This window comes from Arthrobacter sp. Bi83, assembly GCF_918698095.1.
Lineage (GTDB): Bacteria > Actinomycetota > Actinomycetes > Actinomycetales > Micrococcaceae > Arthrobacter.
This window is the reverse complement of record NZ_CAKKLY010000018.1, coordinates 1-18,111: the sequence shown is the minus strand read 5'-3', so window position 1 is coordinate 18,111 and position 18,111 is coordinate 1. Positions and strand designations below refer to the sequence as shown.

Annotated in this window: 15 protein-coding genes and 1 pseudogene; 3 read left to right on the top strand and 13 right to left on the bottom strand. The window is 67.1% G+C overall.

The annotated features are described in order from the left end of the window. Nucleotides 1-9: 9 nt before the first annotated feature. Entirely contained in the window at nt 10-1,521 is a 1,512-nt protein-coding gene (gene guaB / locus LQ144_RS10400; protein ID WP_230118630.1) for an IMP dehydrogenase, read from the bottom strand. Nucleotides 1,522-1,711: 190 nt separating this feature from the next. Further along, nucleotides 1,712-3,745: an acyltransferase family protein gene (locus LQ144_RS10395; RefSeq protein ID WP_230118685.1), complete on the bottom strand. Its 2,034-nt coding sequence runs from the start codon at nt 3,743-3,745 to the stop codon at nt 1,712-1,714. Between the two features lie 161 nt (nt 3,746-3,906). On the opposite strand from LQ144_RS10395, the gene LQ144_RS10390 reads away from it, so the two are divergent. Continuing rightward, nucleotides 3,907-4,875: a DUF389 domain-containing protein gene (locus LQ144_RS10390; protein ID WP_230118629.1), complete on the top strand. Its 969-nt coding sequence runs from the start codon at nt 3,907-3,909 to the stop codon at nt 4,873-4,875. A gap of 14 nt (nt 4,876-4,889) precedes the next feature. Here the strand turns inward: LQ144_RS10390 and LQ144_RS10385 are convergent, their stop codons facing one another. The 4 genes from LQ144_RS10385 to LQ144_RS10370 all read right to left on the bottom strand — a co-directional run bounded on the left by LQ144_RS10385 (nt 4,890) and on the right by LQ144_RS10370 (nt 8,462). Beyond that, nucleotides 4,890-5,588: a hypothetical protein gene (locus LQ144_RS10385; protein ID WP_230118628.1), complete on the bottom strand. Its 699-nt coding sequence runs from the start codon at nt 5,586-5,588 to the stop codon at nt 4,890-4,892. A gap of 269 nt (nt 5,589-5,857) precedes the next feature. Next, nucleotides 5,858-7,468 (bottom strand): chaperonin GroEL, encoded by a 1,611-nt coding sequence (groL, locus tag LQ144_RS10380; RefSeq protein WP_230118627.1) that lies wholly within the window; start codon nt 7,466-7,468, stop codon nt 5,858-5,860. A gap of 76 nt (nt 7,469-7,544) precedes the next feature. Then, nucleotides 7,545-7,841 carry a co-chaperone GroES gene (gene groES / locus LQ144_RS10375; RefSeq protein WP_230118626.1) on the bottom strand — a complete coding sequence of 99 codons (297 nt, stop codon included), beginning with the start codon at nt 7,839-7,841 and terminating at the stop codon, nt 7,545-7,547. A gap of 219 nt (nt 7,842-8,060) precedes the next feature. Next, nucleotides 8,061-8,462 (bottom strand): hypothetical protein, encoded by a 402-nt coding sequence (locus LQ144_RS10370; protein WP_230118625.1) that lies wholly within the window; start codon nt 8,460-8,462, stop codon nt 8,061-8,063. 53 nt (nt 8,463-8,515) lie between these two features. On the opposite strand from LQ144_RS10370, the gene LQ144_RS10365 reads away from it, so the two are divergent. Continuing rightward, nucleotides 8,516-9,754: a class I SAM-dependent methyltransferase gene (locus LQ144_RS10365; RefSeq protein ID WP_230118624.1), complete on the top strand. Its 1,239-nt coding sequence runs from the start codon at nt 8,516-8,518 to the stop codon at nt 9,752-9,754. Between the two features lie 28 nt (nt 9,755-9,782). Here LQ144_RS10365 and LQ144_RS10360 read toward each other — a convergent pair whose 3' ends face one another. After that, nucleotides 9,783-10,601 (bottom strand): shikimate 5-dehydrogenase, encoded by an 819-nt coding sequence (locus LQ144_RS10360; RefSeq protein WP_290369751.1) that lies wholly within the window; start codon nt 10,599-10,601, stop codon nt 9,783-9,785. A gap of 121 nt (nt 10,602-10,722) precedes the next feature. Then, nucleotides 10,723-12,462: a glycoside hydrolase family 3 N-terminal domain-containing protein gene (locus tag LQ144_RS10355; protein ID WP_230118622.1), complete on the bottom strand. Its 1,740-nt coding sequence runs from the start codon at nt 12,460-12,462 to the stop codon at nt 10,723-10,725. A 139-nt stretch (nt 12,463-12,601) separates the two neighbouring features. On the opposite strand from LQ144_RS10355, the gene LQ144_RS10350 reads away from it, so the two are divergent. Next, complete coding sequence (locus tag LQ144_RS10350) at nt 12,602-13,753, top strand: glutamate--cysteine ligase (RefSeq protein WP_230118621.1); 1,152 nt, start codon at nt 12,602-12,604, stop codon at nt 13,751-13,753. A 37-nt stretch (nt 13,754-13,790) separates the two neighbouring features. Here LQ144_RS10350 and tsaD read toward each other — a convergent pair whose 3' ends face one another. The 5 genes and pseudogenes from tsaD to alr form a co-directional block, all read right to left on the bottom strand. Further along, nucleotides 13,791-14,924 (bottom strand): tRNA (adenosine(37)-N6)-threonylcarbamoyltransferase complex transferase subunit TsaD, encoded by a 1,134-nt coding sequence (gene tsaD / locus LQ144_RS10345; protein ID WP_230118620.1) that lies wholly within the window; start codon nt 14,922-14,924, stop codon nt 13,791-13,793. Nucleotides 14,925-15,085: 161 nt separating this feature from the next. Further along, nucleotides 15,086-15,505: pseudogene (gene rimI, locus LQ144_RS10340) on the bottom strand (ribosomal protein S18-alanine N-acetyltransferase); the annotation flags it as partial. Nucleotides 15,506-15,558: 53 nt separating this feature from the next. Beyond that, entirely contained in the window at nt 15,559-16,230 is a 672-nt protein-coding gene (gene tsaB / locus LQ144_RS10335) for a tRNA (adenosine(37)-N6)-threonylcarbamoyltransferase complex dimerization subunit type 1 TsaB (protein WP_230118619.1), read from the bottom strand. After that, on the bottom strand, nt 16,230-16,874 hold the full coding sequence (tsaE, locus tag LQ144_RS10330) for a tRNA (adenosine(37)-N6)-threonylcarbamoyltransferase complex ATPase subunit type 1 TsaE (protein WP_230118618.1): 645 nt from the start codon (nt 16,872-16,874) through the stop codon (nt 16,230-16,232). The genes tsaB and tsaE overlap by 1 nt, the downstream gene beginning before the upstream one ends. Then, nucleotides 16,871-18,076, bottom strand: a complete 1,206-nt coding sequence (gene alr, locus LQ144_RS10325) for an alanine racemase (protein WP_230118617.1) — start codon at nt 18,074-18,076, stop codon at nt 16,871-16,873. The genes tsaE and alr overlap by 4 nt, the downstream gene beginning before the upstream one ends. Nucleotides 18,077-18,111: the final 35 nt, after the last annotated feature.

The window sequence follows — 18,111 nt, the reverse complement described above, 5'->3', positions numbered from 1 at the left end:
GGCGGTAGGTCAGCGGGAACCGTAGTTGGGCGCCTCGACCGTCATCTGGATGTCGTGCGGGTGGGATTCCTTCAGGCCGGCCGGGGTGATCCGCACGAACTTGCCGCGGGACTTCAGCTCGGGAATGGTCGGGGAGCCCACGTAGAACATGGTCTGGCGGAGGCCGCCCACAAGCTGGTAGGCCACGGAAGCCAGCGGGCCGCGGTAGGCCACGCGGCCTTCGATGCCCTCCGGGATGAGCTTGTCGTCACCGGAAACATCGGCCTGGAAGTAGCGGTCCTTGGAATAGGACGTGTTCTTGCCGCGCGACTGCATTGCGCCCAGGGAGCCCATGCCGCGGTAGCTCTTGAACTGCTTGCCGTTGACGAAGATCAGCTCGCCCGGGGACTCGTCGCAGCCGGCCAGCAGCGAGCCGAGCATCACCGTGTCGGCGCCGGCGACCAGCGCCTTGCCGATGTCGCCCGAGTACTGGAGGCCGCCGTCGGCGATCAGCGGAACGCCGGCCGGGATGGCTGCCTTGGCGGACTCGTAGATGGCGGTGATCTGGGGAACGCCCACGCCGGCCACCACGCGGGTGGTGCAGATGGAGCCCGGGCCCACGCCCACCTTGATGCCGTCTGCGCCGGCGTCGATGAGGGCCTGCGCGCCTTCACGGGTGGCCGCCTGGCCGCCAATGATGTCCACGTGCGCGGCCACGGGGTCCGACTTCAGGCGGCGGATCATGTCCAGCACGCCTTGGGAGTGCCCGTTGGCGGTGTCCACGAAGAGGGCGTCCACGCCCGCGTCCACGAGCTTCATGGCGCGTTCCCAGCCGTCACCGAAGAAGCCGATGGCGGCGCCGACGCGAAGCCGGCCTTCGTCGTCCTTCGTGGCGAGCGGGTACTGCTCGGCCTTGGTGAAGTCCTTGGTGGTGATGAGCCCCCTGAGCCGGCCCTGCTCGTCCACGAGCGGCAGCTTCTCGATCTTGTTGGTGGCCAGCTTGTGCGAGGCCTCGTCGCGGCTGATTCCGACGTGGCCGGTGACCAGCGGCATCTTGGTCATGACGTCGCTGACCAGGCGGATCGGGAAGTCCGATTCCGGCACGAAGCGGGTGTCGCGGTTGGTGACAATGCCGAGGAGGCGGTTGCCGTCGTCGACCACCGGAAGCCCGGAAACCCGGTACTGCGCACACAGCTCGTCGAGTTCCTCCAGCGTGGCCTCGGGGCGGATGGTCAGCGGGTTGGTGATCATCCCGGACTCGCTGCGCTTCACGCGGTCCACCTGGTCGGCCTGGTCATCGATGGAGAGGTTGCGGTGCACCACGCCGAGGCCGCCCTGGCGTGCCATGGCGATGGCCATCCGGGATTCCGTGACGGTGTCCATCGCGGCGGACAGCAGCGGGGTCTGGACCGTGATCCGCTTGGAGATCCGGGAGGAGGTGTCGGCGTCGGACGGGATGACGTCCGTGTGGCCGGGAAGCAGCAGGACGTCGTCATACGTCAGGCCAATGAAGCCGAAGGGGTTGTGTTCGGGCTGGGTCATGAGTGCGCCTCTTACCTTGGTTATGGGTTCACGGGTAGGGGTTGCAGCTAATGACCAGCCCGTCATTACGGGACTGGCCTGTGCAGAAGTGTTGAATAAATTCTAGAACCTCGGCGGCGATCCCCATATTCCGGGACGGCATTGTGAGCAATGGCACTCGGCGGCGGCGGCCGCCGGTGCCACAGTGCCGCTATCTCCAGCCGGTGGTGGCGAGCAGCCGCTTTTCAAACATGGGAATCATTGACTGCACGTACGTTTTAGTGAGGTGGTTGTCGTCCTTGTAGACGTACACGTTGCCGACGACGGCCGGGCAGATGCCGTCGGCGCAGATGAAGTCGCTCATGTCCATCAGGTGCAGGCCCTTCACCTTGCCGCGGTAGGCGTCCAGCGGCGATGACGCGGCGAGCGACTCGCCCAGCGGGGCGTTGCACTCTGGCGCCTCGGCACCGTACTTCTGCACGCATTCGGGCATGTTGACGGCGAAACGGGGGTTGTCGCGGATGCCCACCACGTCCATGCCGGCGTCCGTGAAAGGCTTGATGCCGGCCAGGTATCCCGGCACTTCGGTTTCGAAGGGCGCTTCCTTGTGGGTCAGGGAGGCCACGGTGAACACGGCATCCGGCTTGTGTTCCATCACGTAGGCAGCGCTGGCCTTGTTGAAGGCGTTGCACTCGGCGTCACGGTCGGGCGTTTCGGCTCCGAAGCGGCAGTTGCCTTTCAGGAGGGTAACGACCTCCCAGCCGTGCTCCTTGGCGATGGGTCCCAGCGCGGCCATGTACTGCTGGGCGTGCGAATCACCCAGCACGACGATCCGTTTCTTCACCACGTCCGGCCTGCTGTTCTGCAGGCATCCCGCCAGCAGCGGATCGCTGGGAACATTCTGGTCCGTGCACAGGCCGTCGATGTCCGCCCATTCGTTCTTCATGGCCGCGGGCGCCGGAATGACGGTGGCTTCCGGCGTGGGCTTGCCGGCGTTTTCCGGTGCCAGCGCCGCAGCGCCGGGGGTCAGTTCGCGGGGCTGGGCGGCGGCGGCCGCCTCGTCCGCCGTCAGCCTCGTCTGCCAGAGGGCCACCGGTCCGGCCAGCAGGGCACCGCAGGCAACGATGACGACGGCGGTGCGCCAGGCCCGCAGTTGCGGCCAGTGCCATTCCCGCAGCGGCTTTTCCACGAAACGGGTAGTCAGCACAGCCAGCACAACGGAGGCGCCGACGACGGCGAGGCCCTGGACGAGGTTGGGCTTTTCGATGCCGGTGCCGGCCAGGGCAAGTACCAGGACGGGCCAGTGCCAGAGGTACAGGGCGTAGGAGTTGTCCCCGAGGGCAACGAGGGGCTTTGAGCTCAGGACCCGGTCCACGCCAAACCGGCTGCCGCTCTGGCCGGCCACGATGATGGCAGCGGCGGACAGGGTGGGCCACAGCGCGATGAAGCCCGGAAAGGACCTGTCCACCGTCAGGATCAGGCCGCAGGAGATCATCCCCACGAGACCGCCCCAGCCAAGCACGACGCGGAGGATCTTTCCGGGTTTCAGGTAGGGCAGGGACAGAGCCAGCAGGGAGCCCAGCGCGAACTCCCAGAGCCTGGTCCTCGTGTCGAAGTAGGCGTAGGCCTGGTTTGTGGCTGTCTGGTCGATCGAGAAGATGAGGGAGGCAATGAAGATGCCGGTGAAAGCCACCAGCACGACGAGCCGGTAGCTGACGTTCCGCCGGCTCTTGAGGAGCCGCCACACGAGGGCGGAGGCGGCGAAGATGAGCGGCCACAGGATGAACACCTGGCCCTGGATGGACAGGGACCAGAAGTGCTGCAGCGGGCTGGCGCCTGCGTGGTTCTGGGCGTAGTAGTCCACCGCGGTATCCGCCAGCAGCCAGTTCTGCCGGTACAGCAGGGACGCCCAAGCTTCATTGAGGACGTCGGGCCAGCGGCTCTGCGGGATGACCAGCCAAGTGCCCGCAAGGACGCCGAGGATCACCACGACGGCGGCGGGAATCAAACGCTTAAAGAGGTGCAGCCAGTGGCTCACCAGCCGCAGCGGTTTGCCGCTTTCCACTTTTCGCACGAAGGACAGCGTGAGCAGGAAGGCGGAGATCAGCAGGAAGATGTCCACGCCGCCGGAGACACGTCCAAGCCAGACATGGTAGGTGACCACCATGAGCACGGCGAGGGCTCGGAGCCCCTGGACCTCGGGGCGGTAGCCCGGTTTTGCCTTGACCTGGGCAGCCCTCGGCAGCTGGCCCGAATCCTGGCCCTGCTGGTCCGTCGTTCTCGCTACTGACACAAACAACCCCTCAAAGCCGCGGCACAAAACATCCATGTTACCGTTTCGTGATCTTCTGGGCCAAACGACGGCCCCGGCGTGGCTAGTCTTGCAGCAGGCGAAAGGAGTGCGCGGTGATCGTACAGATGCGTGTTTGCGTGCCGGCCGGGCTGTCGAAGCTCGTGGCCGACAGTTGCAGGCAGCAGCCCGGTGCGGCCGAAGTTGCCCTGCACCGCGGCGCCTCCTTGCTCCCGCCCGGGGATGTCATCGTGGTCCACATTGCAAGGGAGGCGGTCGAGGAGCTGATGGAGAAACTCCAGGCCCTGAATGTCCAGGAAGCAGGGTCCATCGCTGTTTCAACCCCGGAACTGGTCCTTTCGGACCGGGCAGACAAGGCCGAGGAAACCGCCCCCGGCGAAGGCGCCGATTCCGTGGTCTGGGACGAAGTCGCCAGACAGACCGGCGAAGACTCCCGGCTCAGCTGGAGCTATCTTGCGTTTCTGGTGCTCGCCACGCTGCTCGCGGCGATTGGTATTGTGACGGACTCCACCATCGCGATTGTGGGCGCTATGGCCGTGGGGCCGGAGTTCGGCCCGCTTGCCGCCCTGGCCGTTGCACTGGTCCGGCGCAAGTGGCGGCTGGGCCGGCGGGCTGCCCTTGCCCTGGCCGTCGGGTTCCCGGCGGCCATGCTCACCACGGCTCTGGTCACGTGGCTGGCCCTGCCTCTCGGGCTGTTTTCCCGGGATGCTCTGGACAACGCTTCGGCCGCCGAGTTCATCTATCATCCGGGGCCGTTCTCCCTGATCGTGGCAGTACTTGCGGGCGCGGCCGGAATGCTGTCGGTGATCAGCCGGCGTTCAGCCGCCTTAATCGGCGTCTTCATTTCAGTCACAACGGTTCCGGCCGCAGGGTATGTTGCCGTCGCCCTCGTCCTCGGTGAATTCCCCAAGGCGGCGGGCTCTGCCCTGCAGCTCCTGGTAAACCTGGGCGGCATCGTGGCAGCCGCCGTCGCCGTCCTGTATTTCTACCGCCTGGCCACGAAGCGGCTGCCCGACGGCACGGCGGCACGGCTGCGGCGCCAGGCCCTGCGGTCACAACGCTAGGCACGATCCGATCGTCAGCCTGCGTCGAGGGCAGCGTTCACGAGCTTGGCCAGTTCGGGTGCGGACGCGGCAGTGACCGCTCCGACGGGACCGGTTTTCGCCACCGTGGCAGCCAGGGTTCCCTTGATTCCGGTGACGGTGACCAAGGCCTGTTTCTGTCCGTTGGGAAGGGTCTGGATGGTCAGAGCGCTGGTGGACTTATCGACCTTCACAGCCGCCTCAAGCGGCTTCATGTCACTGGTGATTTTCTGCCCCTTCAATTCGATCGTGAACTTGGAGCACTCTTGGAGCGCCACCGCGCTCTTCTCAAACTGCGTCGTCATCACCGCAGGGTCCTTGACAGCGAAAACGGTCACGACCGTTGCCGTTTTGGCCTTCGCTGCCAGGCTTGCGCCTGCCGCGTAGGTGCTGCCGTCGGGTACCTGGCTGTTGTTGTCGGCCAGCACGCCGCAAACCTTTGGGGTGATGACCGCGGTTTTGAGCAGTTCCCGGGCTGCTATCAGCCGCTGATCGATTTGCGCTGCCGGGACAACAGTCAGGGGCTGCCCCTGAGCATCCTTGAGCCCGGCGACGATTGAGGTGAGTTCGTCGTTGGTGTAGGCCTTGGCCGCCGGAGTCAGGGCCGGGCCTGACGAGGACGTGTTCGCGGGCGGTGCGGAGGTGCCTGCCTGGTTGGAGCCGCCGCAGCCACTCAGGCTTATCGCGGCTGCCATGACGAGCGCGGATGTGGTGATCGATTCCTCAATTCGCCCCGGCCGGCGCGATTGATCAGAGCCTACAACTCCGGGCAAGACTGCACTAGGGCTGGGTTCTCCTGAACCGTGACTGTGAAGCTTCCGTCCGAGCGCGTCCCCAGGTCGGCGAAAGGGGGTTGTCGATGGTGCAATGTTCGCCATCGACAAGGGCCGGCCCAGCTGCTGCTGGACCGGCCCTTTCTTGGCACTACCGCGGTGAGCGGGACCGCTGTTCGCGGGGCTGCAGCCTAGTGGCTGTGGCCTGCGTGCTGGTCTTCGTCGGCCGGCTTCTCCACCACGAGGGTCTCGGTGGTGAGAACCAGCGCGGCAATGGAAGCCGCGTTGCGCAGGGCTGCACGGGTGACCTTGACGGGGTCGATGACGCCCGCCGCGATCAGGTCCTCGTACTCGCCGGACTTGGCGTTGAAGCCGTTGTTGTTCTCCAGCTCGGCAACCTTGGCCGTGACGACGTATCCGTCGAAACCGGCGTTCTGGGCAATCCAGCGCAGCGGCTGGACCAGTGCGCGGCGGACGATGCCCACAGCTGCAGCTGCGTCGCCCTGGAGGGCCGTAACAGACGGGTCCTCATCGAGTGCCTTCAGTGCGTGGATGAGAGCCGAACCGCCGCCCGCCACGATGCCTTCTTCGAGGGCAGCGCGGGTGGAGGACACTGCGTCCTCGATGCGGTGCTTCTTCTCCTTCAGCTCGACCTCGGTGGCTGCGCCGACCTTGATCACGCCGATGCCGCCGGAAAGCTTGGCCAGGCGTTCCTGGAGCTTTTCCCGGTCCCAGTCGGAGTCGGTGCGGGTCAGCTCGGCGCGCAGCTGGGCAACGCGTGCTGCAACATCCTCGGCGGAGCCGGCACCGTCAACGATGGTGGTGTTGTCCTTGGTGACCGTGATGCGCCGGGCGGTACCCAGCACCTCGAGGCCGACGGAATCCAGGCTCAGGCCCAGTTCCTGGGAGACAACCTGCGCACCGGTGAGCGTGGCGATGTCCTGCAGCATGGCCTTGCGGCGGTCACCGAAGCCCGGTGCCTTGACGGCAACGACGTTCAGGGTGCCGCGGATGCGGTTGACGATCAGCGTGGAGAGGGCCTCGCCGTCGATGTCCTCAGCAATGATGAACAGCGGCTTGGAGCTCTCCAGCGCCTTTTCCAGCAGCGGCAGGAATTCCTGGACGGCGGAGATCTTGCCCTGGTTGATGAGGATGAGGGCGTCCTCGAGGACGGCTTCCTGGCGTTCAGCGTCGGTGACGAAGTACGGGGACAGGTAGCCCTTGTCGAACTGCATGCCCTCGGTGAGGACCAGCTCGGTCTGCGTGGTGGAGGACTCCTCGATGGTGATCACACCATCCTTGCCGACCTTGCCGAATGCCTCGGCCAGGAGCTCGCCGATCTCGTCGCTCTGGGCGGAGATGGCTGCCACGCTGGCAACCTGGGTGCCTTCAACAGGACGGGCGTTCTCGAGGAGGCGTGCGGCAACGGCTTCAACCGCGACCTCGATGCCGCGCTTGATCTGGCCCGGCGCGGCGCCGGCAGCAACGTTGCGCAGGCCTTCCTTGACCAGGGCCTGTGCCAGCACGGTGGCGGTGGTGGTTCCGTCGCCGGCGACGTCGTTGGTCTTGGTGGCTACTTCCTTGGCCAGCTGCGCGCCAAGGTTTTCGTACGGGTCATCCAGCTCGATTTCCCGGGCGATGGTCACGCCGTCATTGGTGATCGTGGGGGCGCCCCACTTCTTGTCCAGCACGACGTTGCGGCCGCGGGGACCAAGTGTCACCTTGACCGTGTTGGCGAGCTTGTCGATGCCGGCTTCAAGCGACCGGCGGGCAGCGTCGTTAAACGCAAGCTGCTTTGCCATGGTTTTGTCCTTTCAAGACAGAAACCCCGTGCTGCCGATCGGTCAGACCAGATCAGCGGCACGGGGATTCAAAGAGTTACTTTACGACGATCGCCAGAACGTCGCGGGCAGACAGCACGAGGTACTCTTCGCCGCCGGTCTTGACTTCAGTTCCGCCGTACTTGGAGTAGATAACGACGTCGCCGATGGCTACGTCGACCGGAACGCGGTTGCCGTTGTCGTCAAAGCGGCCGGGGCCTACTGCAACAACTTCGCCTTCCTGCGGCTTTTCCTGTGCGGAGTCCGGGATGACCAGGCCGGAAGCCGTGGTCTGCTCGGCTTCGAGCGGGCGGACAACAATACGATCCTCAAGAGGCTTAATAGAGACCGACACTCGGACCTCTCCTTTTCGTCAGCAAATTCATGGACAGTAAAACTGTTGCGCCTTGGCGGCAGACCGTCGTCGCGGTGCCGGCAGCAGCCAGGCTGGCAGTTCTTCATGTGTTAGCACCCTCCTAGGGAGAGTGCTAATGACGACTCTATGTAAGTGGTTAGCACTCGGTCAAGGTGAGTGCCAGAATTTCGTCCGCGGTGAACAGCCGGTGCGCTGCCGTCAGCGGTCGGTGAGGGCGTCGAACCCCACGTCTTCGCCGCCGTCGTCGTCGCCGTCCGGCGCGTTCTTGCGCTGGCGGACGAGAATGACGGCGGAGGCGGCGGCCGTGAGCGCCGAGACGATGAGGATGACAACGCCGCCGATGCGGACCCCCGAGTACAGCTCCCGGATCTGGCGCGCCTCGTCGGTCGCGTCGTTGATGTCCTTGCCGCCCACCGAATAGACGGTGGCGTTGAAGGAGTCCAGCAGGAAGATGATCACCAGGAGCACGAGGCAGACGACGGCGACGGCGGCGCCGGCGATCAGCGCGGTGCGCGCGTACCGGGCCAGATGCGAAAACCGGGCCAGGCCGGTGCGGCTGCGGTCAGGCTGATCGGGGCTGGGCGTTGCGCTTGGTTCCATTCAGACCACCCTATCGGCAAGCGGCCGGCGGGCACTCCACTAGGCTTGATTGCATGTCTGACGCACCGCAGGACCAGATCGCACAGCTCCTCACCGAAGAAGGATGGCAGCTGCTGGCCTCGCTGGGTCCGTACCGCGAGGACCAGTCCTTTGCGCTCAACTCAAGCCTCCGCAAGGCGGGGCACTCCCCCGACCTCGTGTCCGCAGTACTCACCCAGTCCCGGCTGCGGACCAGGGCGGAAGGAAAGTTTGGCGAGTTCGCCCGCCAGATGCTGTTCACGCAGGCGGGCCTCGAGCAGGCCACCCGGCTCAACGTGGCGGCCAGGCATGCCCAGCGCTTCGCCCAGGCGGGCGTGCGGCACGTTGCCGATCTCGGCTGCGGCCTGGGCGCGGATTCCATGGCGCTGGCGTCGCTGGACATCGCCGTGACTGCCGTGGAGGTCGATGAGACCACCGCCGCGTGCGCCACCATCAACCTCATCCCGTTTCCGCACGCCACGGTGGTGCATTCGGACGCGACGTCGGTTTCCCTCGGTGACGCGGACGGCGTCTGGCTGGATCCGGCGCGGCGCACTACATCCACATCCGGGACTAAGAGGATCTGGGACCCTGAGGCCTTTTCGCCTCCGCTGTCCTTCGTCGAGTCGCTCGCCGCATCAGGGCTCGCAGTGGGTGTCAAGATGGGCCCCGGCATGCCGCACGACTCCGTGCCGGCCGGCTGCGAGGCGCAGTGGGTCTCGGTGGGCGGCGACGTCACCGAGGTCTCGCTCTGGTTCAATGCGGTGGCCCGGGCCGGGGTGCGGCGGGCGGCGCTGCTGCTCGGACCGCAGGGGGCGGCGGAACTCACCAGCGCGGAGGATTTCGGCGGCGGCCCGGCGGCTCCTGTGGGGCCCGTGGAGGGCTATCTCTACGAACCTGACGGCGCCGTGATCCGCGCCGGCCTCGTGGCGGACCTGGCCCTGCAGCTGGGCGGACACCTCGTGGATGAACATATTGCCTACATTTGTGCCCCGGCTCTGGTGGACACCCCCTTCGCCCGCGCCTACAAAGTCCTGGAGGTCATGCCGTACAGCGTGAAGGGACTCAAAGCCTGGGTGAAGCAGAACGGCATCGGCGTGCTGGACATCAAGAAGCGCGGCACGTCCGTCACTCCGGAGGAGCTCCGGAAGCAGCTCCTCCCGGCGGGGAAGGGCAGCGGGAAAAAAGCAGGAAAAAAGACGGCCACCCTGGTCCTCACCAGGATCGGTGAGGACCGAGTGACCGTCTCCGTGGAGCCGGTCCAGCCGGGCTAAGCCCTTCCAGGGCCCTACCAAGCGTTCGCTACTGCGCGCGCACGAACGCTTCGGCGTCCCGCACCTGCTCGTCGGTGGGGCGGATGCCGGTATACAGCACGAACTGTTCCAGCGCCTGGATGGTGGCCACTTCCGCGCCGGTGATGACCTGTTTGCCGGCCGCCCGCGCCGCCTTGATAAGAGGCGTCTCTGCCGGCAGGGCCACGACATCGAACACCACCTTGGCGGCCTCGACGGCTTCGACGGGGAAGGACAGCGAGCCGGCCTCAGGGCCACCGGCCATGCCGACCGGCGTGACGTTGATGACCAGGTCCGCCGTGGCGCCGCCGAGCTCGGCGCTCCACTGGAATCCGTAGAGACCGGCGAGCGCCCGGCCGGCGGTCTCGTTCCGGGCGATGATGGTGACGTCCTTGAAGCCGGCGTCCCGCAGTGCCGCCGCGGTGGCCTTGGCCATTCCGCCGGCGCCCTTGAGCAGCACCGAGGATTCCGCGGGCACCGCGTTGCGTTCCAGCAGCTGCTCGATCGCGGTGTAGTCGGTGTTGTAGGCGGTGAGGCGGCCGCCGTCGTTGACGATGGTGTTCACCGAATCGATGGCCTTGGCTGACGGGTCCATGGCGTCGACGAGGGCGATCACGTCTTCCTTGTACGGCATGGAGACGGCGCAGCCCCGGATGCCGAGGCCGCGGACGCCCGCGATCGCCTGGGCCAGGTCGGTGGGCGCGAACGCTTTGTAGATCCAGTTCAGTCCGAGCTGGTCGTACAGGTAGTTATGGAAGCGGGTCCCGTTGTTGCTCGGCCGGGCCGAGAGCGAGATGCACAGGGTCATGTCTTTATTCAGAATCGGCACCCCTCCATTAAACGGGCATGCTGCCGGCTGCCACCCCCGGCAGGCCGGACGGCTCGCGGAATCTCTGGTTTGTGACGCTCGGCGGCACTTTCGAGACGGCGGCCTTTCGGGACGGCGGGCGTCAGGGACAGCCGGAACCCTGGCGGTAAGGTCCGACGGCGGCCGGCAGCTTGCCGGGGGCCGTCGCCTTGCCGGCCAGCACCGCCAGCAGGGCCCGGAAGGCGCCGGGCGTCCGGCCGTACAGTGCCACTTTGGTGGGTGCGGAAGACCCGGCCAGCGGCCACGGCGCGTCGAGTGCCACGGCGATGTCTCCGCCCGCAGGAACGCCGCCGTATCCGATCAGGGTGACCAGCGGTCCTGCACCCAGCGCGATGCCCGCGTCCCTGGCAGCAGCGGCAAAGAGCGCCCTGTCCGGAGCCGTCCCGCCCGTCACCCGCAGCCGGCCAGGAACCAGCGGACCCCGGCATTGCCCCGCGAGGACCGTGACGGCCCGGGCGGACACTCTTGCCGACACGCTCCCGGCGCTGCCCGGAAGAGCGTTGAGCTGCGCTGGCTTCGTCCGTCCGCGCCAGATCATCATGGTGACCACGCGGCGGACCGCTTCGTCCAGGCGTGCTGCCGACAGCTTGCCGGCAGCAACAGCAGTGACGATCGCCGCGTGGGCCGCATTGACGTCGGCGGGCATCAGCAGCAGGTCAGCGCCTGCGGCGAGTGCAGCCGGGGCTGCCGAGCCGCGCGGGTACCGCGCGCTCACGGCCCCCATGTTCAGGGCGTCCGTGACGGCCACTCCCTTGAACCCCATGGCCCGCAGCGCGGCATAACTGGCCGGCGAGAGCGACGACGGGACGCCCGGTTCGAGGGCCGGCACAGCAATGTGTCCGGCCATGATCATTGGGGACCCGGCGGCCACGGCCGCCTGGAAGGGCTTCCAGTCCCTGGCCTTCAGCTGCGCGACCGTGGCCTTCTGGACGGGCAGGTCCTTGTGTGAGTCCACCGTCACGGAACCGTGCCCCGGAAAATGCTTGACTGCGGACAGCACGCCGGCTGCCAGCATGCCGCGCGAGAACCCGACGCTCAGGTTTCCTGCGGCACGGGGATCGGCGGACATGGAGCGGGCGCCGATGGTGGGGTCAGCCGGGCCGATGGTGACATCGGCGTCCGGCGCGAAGTCAACGGTGAAGCCGAGCGTTGCGAGTTCCGCCGCTAGCCCCTTGCCGGCTTCTGTTGCCAGCGGCACGCTGCCGGCTGCGCCGTAGCTCATGGGCGACGGCCAGCCGGTGAGCGGGGCACCCAGCCGGGCCACCAGTCCCCCTTCCTGGTCCACGCCGATCAGTCCGGGCCACGTCCGGCCGCCGGATCGGGAAGCGGCGCCCAGCCGCCCGGTGGCGGCCGTCATGCTCCTGACGTCGACGAGTCCGTCGCCCGCCCGGGGCACGTTGTCGCCCATGATCATGGAGCCTGCCAGGTGAAGCCTTTCAACCGTGGCGGCCTGTGCCTCGTGGTTGAGGCCGGCATAGAACGGCAGGAGCACCTGCCCGGCCTTCTCGCTCAGCGTCATGCTGGCCACCGCCGCGGCCGCCGCCGCCTCGTCGCGCTGCTGCGGTCCCCAGCCCAGCGGCGCCGTTCCCTTGCCGGGCGCCCTCGGCGGGGTTGCCGCGGGCGGCGGCGCCGCCGTCGTCGGCTGTTGTCCTGAACCGGACGATGCGGGCGAACCGGAACCGAGTGGACTCGGCACCGGTGCCGCGTCGGACGACGACGGCGGCGTCGGCTGCGGCGTGCAGGCCACCGCCCCGAGCAGCAACGCGAGGGCGGCCGCGGTCAGGACGGGTTTGTTTTTGGCGGGGTTGGCGGAAGCAGTCATGTGAAGACTCTCACGCGCTCTCTGTAGCCAAGCCATCATCTTGATGCTACCCCTGCACTAGACTTGGAAGACCGTTCCCCTGCCAACCGTTCTGCCAGAAACGGCCAGTAAACGGGACAGCAGACAGCGAGAGGAACACATGAAGATTGATTTCGCTTCATCCAGGCAATCAACTCTTGGTGTGGAATGGGAGCTCGCACTCGTTGATGCGCAGACCGGCGAACTTGCCTCCGTGGCAAACGAGGTGCTGCGTGGAGTCTCTGCCAGGCACCCCGAGCTGAACGAAGACGACGAACACCCGCACATCAAGCAGGAACTGCTGCTGAACACGGTGGAGCTTGTCACCGGGATCTGCGAGACTGCCGCCGAAGCCAAGGAGGACCTGAGCCGGTCCCTTGCCGCCGTCCGCGAAGTCACGGATCCCATGGGCGTGGAGGTCTTCTCCGCCGGCAGCCACCCGTTCAGCCCGCCCCAGCTGCAGCCGGTCACGGACAAAGCCAGGTACGCCAAACTGATCGACCGCACCCAGTGGTGGGGCCGGCAAATGGTGATCTACGGCGTCCACGTCCATGTGGGGCTGGACCGGCGGGACAAGGTGCTCCCTGTGCTGGACGGGCTGGTCAACTACTTCCCGCATTTCCAGTCGCTGTCCGCCTCCAGCCCGTTCTGGGGCGGCGAGGACACCGGCTATGCGTCCCAGCGCGCCCTCATGTTCCAGCAGTTGCCGACCGCCGGACTGCCCTTCCAGTTCCCCAGCTGGGAAGAATACGAGTCCTACGTCCAGGACATGTTCACCACCGGCGTGATCGACACGCTCTCGGAGATCCGCTGGGACATCCGGCCCGTGCCCAACCTGGGCACCGTCGAGATGCGCATCTGCGACGGACTGGCCACGCTGGAGGAAGTGGGCGCCGTCGCCGCCCTGACGCAATGCCTGGTCCACGAGTTCTCCACCACCCTGGACAATGGCGGGACCATACCTACTATGCCGCCGTGGCATGTGCAGGAAAACAAATGGCGCGCCGCCCGGTACGGGATGGAAGCCATCATCATCCTGGACGCCCAGGGCAACGAGCAGCTCGTCACCGAGCACCTGCTCGACACCCTCAACCGCCTCGAACCCATCGCCGCGAAGCTGGGCTGCCCGGACGAACTGGCCGACGTCGAGAAGATCATCAGCCGCGGTGCCGGCTACCAGCGCCAGCGCCGGGTTGCGGCCGAAAGCGGCGGTAACCTGCAGGCTGTGGTGCTGGACCTGGTAAAGCAGATGCGGAACGGCCCCACCGCGTAGGACCACTTGGAGCTTTTCGTGTCCGGCCTGGACGGGCCTAGGCGGCAGCCGTCCCGGCCAGTTCCACTGCCGGCGCGGACACGGTGGTCACCGGCATCGAGGAATCCGGGGCGAAGGCGATGCCGCTCGGCTCGCTGCCTGCCATGACCAACTGGGCTCCCAGGGCGGCCACCATCGCCCCGTTGTCCGTGCAAAGATCCAGCGGCGGAACATGCAGCCTGATGCCGGCGGCGGAGCAGCGCTGCTCAGTGAGCTGGCGCAGCCGCGAGTTGGCCGCCACGCCGCCGCCCAGCAGGACGTTGGTGATGCCGTGCTCCCGGCACGCGAGGACCGCCTTGGACGTGATGACGTCCACCACGGCTTCCTGGAAGGCCGTTGCTATGTCCGCCACGGGGACCGTCTCACCCTTGGCTTCGAACTGCTCCACGCAGCGGGCCACCGCGGTCTTCAGGCCGCTGAAGGACCAGTCGTAGCGGTGCCGGCCGGGCTCCTCGGCTGTACCCATGTATTTGGGTTGCGTGAGTCCCCGCGGGAAGCGGATGGCCTTGGCGTTTCCCTCGCGGGCGAGCCGGTCGATGGCGGGACCGCCGGGATAGCCCAGGCCCAGGATCCGCGCCACTTTGTCGTAGGCCTCGCCGGCGGCGTCGTCGATGGTGGAGCCGAGCAGTTCAACGTCGTCGGTGATACTGCGGATCCGCAGGATTTCCGTGTGGCCGCCGGACACCAGCAGGGCACCCAGGTTCTCGGGGAGCGACGGCGCGTTGCCTGGACCGCCCGCGGTTCCGGACTGTGAGTCCAAGAGACCAACGCCCACATGGGCCACGAGGTGGTTGATGGCGTACAGCGGCTTGCCCGTGGCCACCGCCAGGGCCTTCGCCGCACACACCCCAACCATCAGAGCGCCGGCCAGCCCGGGGCCGGCCGTGACGGCGATGGCGTCGATATCGGCCAGGGTGACTTTCGCCTCGGCGAGCGCCGCCTGGAGCGTGGGCACGAAGGCGTCCAGATGCGCGCGGGATGCGATCTCTGGAATGACCCCGCCGAACCTGACGTGCTCGTCCATCGACGAGGACACGGTGTTGGTCAGGAGGTCCGTTCCGCGGACAATTCCGACGCCGGTTTCGTCGCAGGAGGACTCGATGCCGAGCACGAGCGGCTGGGAACGGTTCATTGCTGGTCTGCCTCCGTGGGGGTGGTTTCGCCGGGCTGGCCGGCTGTGTGCTGATCGGCGCTGTTTATTTCGGCGTCCTGGTAGCGGACGTCCGGGTAGCGGAGGTTTTTGTAGCGGACGTCCTCGTGCGGGATGTCCTCGTGGACCGTGAGGACATCCGCGAGCTCCAGCCTCATGATGAGGGCGTCGACGCCGTCGCGGTAGTATTTCCGCCGGACATGGATCTGCTCAAATCCGAACCGCACGTAGAGCTGCTGCGCACGGGGGTTGTCGGCCCGCACCTCAAGCAGGACGTCCGCCGCACCCCGGCGACGGCCCTCACGGATCAGCTCCGTGAGCAGGGCCGATCCGATGCCCCTGCCTTCATACTCCGGTACGACGGCGATGGTCTGGACGTCGGCGATCGGCTCGATGCACATCAGGCCCGCGTAACCGACGATGCCGTCCGGCGCCTCCGCGATCAGGTAGCGTCGGGTCTCGGGCTGGGCCAGCTCGTCCACGAACATCTGCAGCGGCCAGGCATCCACCGGAAAGAGCCGCACCTCCAGCTCATGAACCGCCGGGATGTCGGCCGGAACCATGTCCCGGACCGTCACGCCCGGGCCCGGCAGCCTGGTGGTTCCGGACAGGCCGTTCACAGCGCGCGCTTCCGGGGGCCCGGAACCTGTGCGTCGGATTCACGGAGGTACAGCGGCGTGGAGTCCATGAGCTGCTCCCCCGCCTCCAGCCTCGCCAGGGCGAACTGTCCCAGATACAGCGCGTCAGGCTGTTCCGTGCTGAAGTCCGGGTCGGCCCGCAGGACATCGGAGTACAGCCCGGCGCCGGCGCCGTAGGCGGGCAGGTCAGGAAGATCGGAGGCGAAACCCACATGCGGCCCGTCCACGAGCCTGGGAAGCTGGCCCACCTGCAACGTATACCGGGCCCAATACACCTCTTTGCGCCTGGCATCGGTGGCCACGAGAAACTCGGGCGCCGCCTCGGTTGACTCGGCCACTTCCAGTGCCACGGCATCCAGGCTCATCAGTCCGTAGAGCGGTTTGCCCCAGACATAGGCAAGGGTCCGGGCTGTTGCAATGCCCGAGCGGAGCCCGGTGAACGGACCGGGCCCGACGCCGACGACGATTGCGTCGACGTCCGCACCCGTGACATCGGCTTCGGCCAGCAGCTTCTCGATTCCCGGCGCGAGCACCTCGGCGTGGGTGCGCGTGTCCTCGGTGGAAAAGCTGCCCACGACGCCCTCGAGGGCATCGTCGGACACCAGTGCGGCGCTGGCCACGGCGGAGGTATCGATGGCAAGGATGAGCATCAGGATGTCCCTTCGGAGGCCTGCTTCAGGACGGGTTGGTCCTCCCAGCGCGGCCCGAAGCCGCGGATGATGATAGTGCGGGGCTCGTCGTCGTCCTCGGTATCGAAGTCCAGGACAGCGTCCGCCCCTCGCGGTTCGGCGCCTGGGTCCGGGCCGTCTCCGACCGCAGGGTGTTCAAGTGCGCCGCTTCCAACAGTGGCGCTTCCAATAGTGCGGTGCAGCTCCACCTCGAGCCGGCTCTCGCTCAGGTGCTCCACGCGGTCACGTCCCCACTCCACCACGGTGACGGAGGAATCCATGGTGTTTTCCAGATCGATGTCATCGATTTCCGACGCCGATCCCAGCCGGTAGGCGTCTACATGGACCAGGTCCGGGCCGCCGGGCCTGGGACCGCCGGGGAGGTTGGGATGGATTCTGACCAGCACAAAGGTCGGCGAAATGATGCCCTCCCGCACCCCCAGGCCCTCCCCGAGGCCCTGGGTGAACGTCGTCTTGCCCGCGCCAAGTTCACCCGTGAGGACCAGCAGGTCCCCCGCCCGCAGCACCTCCGCGAGTGCCGCGCCGAGTGCGTGTGTCTGTTCCGCCGTCGTGACTTTCAGGGTCTGGACCCAGCGCGGCGGATTAAGGGCTGCCGGAAGGCTCACTGCGCGGGCGTTTCGTTGATGAAGGTGCGCGGCACGCGGGGGCTAATGCGGGTCACGATTTCGTAGTTGTTGGTGCCGGCGGCACGGGCCCAGTCATCGGCGGTGGGGCCGCCGTCGGCGCCGTCGCCAAAGAGCAGGGCCTCCGCGCCGAGGACGCTGTGGCCGCCTGCTGATACGTCCCGGCGGCCGAGGTCGATCACCATCTGGTCCATGGCGATCCGGCCGACCACCGGGTAGGTGACGCCTTCCACCCGCACCGGCCCGCCGGTGGCCACGCGCGGCACGCCGTCCGCGTAGCCCAGCGGGATGAGTCCAAGAGTGCTTTCGCCGGAGGTGCGGTAGTTGAACCCGTAGGAGACGCCCTGGCCGGAGGGGACGTCCTTGCAGTGGGCCACCACCGTGCGCAGGGTCATTGCCGGGCGGAGTCCCAGTTCAGCGGACGTCTGCCCCTCGAACGGCGACAGGCCGTAGATGCCGAGACCCACCCTGACGAGGTCGAAGTGCGTGTCCGGCCGGGACAGGGTGGCCGGGGTGTTGGCCAAATGGCGGACTTCGGGGTCCACGCCGGCGTCCTCGGCGATGGCCAGGACGTCGCGGAAAGCGGCGAGCTGATCGTCGGTTTCGGGGCGCTCGGGTTCATCGGCTACTGCGAGGTGCGAGAAAATGCCCACCACGCGCAGCAGGCCTTCGTCCTGGTATTCCATGGCCTCGCCCACGAGGCGGTCCCACACCTCCACGGTGGCGCCGTTCCGGCCAAGGCCCGTGTCCACCTTGAGATGGATGCGCGCCGGACGCTCCTGGTCCCGGGCGGCAGTGACGATCCGCTCCAGCTCCCAGCCCGAACACCCGATGTCGACGCCGGCGGCCACCGCCGCGCCGAAGTTGCTTTCGGGGGTGTGCAGCCAGGCGAGCAGCGGCGCCTGGATGCCGGCGGCGCGGAGGGCCAGCGCCTCGGAAATGTGCGCCACTCCCAGCCAGCTGGCTCCCGCCTGAAGGGCTGCGCGCGCCACCGGTACCGCCCCGTGGCCGTACGCATCGGCCTTCACTACGGCCATGACCCGCGCCGGCGAGGCGGCTGCCACAAGACGCCGCACGTTGTGGCGGATGGCTTCGAGGTCGATCACGGCGGACCGTTCCTGGGACAGGTGCGGCACCGGACCTGTCGCGCGGGGGAGGTCTCCTGTTGCTGCTGGATATGTCACTCTATTGATTCTAATGCTGGCGCCCGGGGCCGGAT

Excerpts from the sequence above, each read along its gene's own strand:
- guaB (WP_230118630.1), bottom strand. The coding sequence starts at position 1,521 with ATGACCCAGCCCGAACACAACCCCTTCGGCTTCATTGGCCTGACGTAT.
- tsaD (WP_230118620.1), bottom strand. The coding sequence starts at position 14,924 with ATGAACCGTTCCCAGCCGCTCGTGCTCGGCATCGAGTCCTCCTGCGAC.
- LQ144_RS10385 (WP_230118628.1), bottom strand. The coding sequence starts at position 5,588 with ATGGCAGCCGCGATAAGCCTGAGTGGCTGCGGCGGCTCCAACCAGGCA.
- LQ144_RS10370 (WP_230118625.1), bottom strand. The coding sequence starts at position 8,462 with ATGGAACCAAGCGCAACGCCCAGCCCCGATCAGCCTGACCGCAGCCGC.
- LQ144_RS10355 (WP_230118622.1), bottom strand. The coding sequence starts at position 12,462 with ATGACTGCTTCCGCCAACCCCGCCAAAAACAAACCCGTCCTGACCGCG.
- LQ144_RS10365 (WP_230118624.1), top strand. The coding sequence starts at position 8,516 with ATGTCTGACGCACCGCAGGACCAGATCGCACAGCTCCTCACCGAAGAA.
- LQ144_RS10350 (WP_230118621.1), top strand. The coding sequence starts at position 12,602 with ATGAAGATTGATTTCGCTTCATCCAGGCAATCAACTCTTGGTGTGGAA.
- groL (WP_230118627.1), bottom strand. The coding sequence starts at position 7,468 with ATGGCAAAGCAGCTTGCGTTTAACGACGCTGCCCGCCGGTCGCTTGAA.
- tsaB (WP_230118619.1), bottom strand. The coding sequence starts at position 16,230 with ATGCTCATCCTTGCCATCGATACCTCCGCCGTGGCCAGCGCCGCACTG.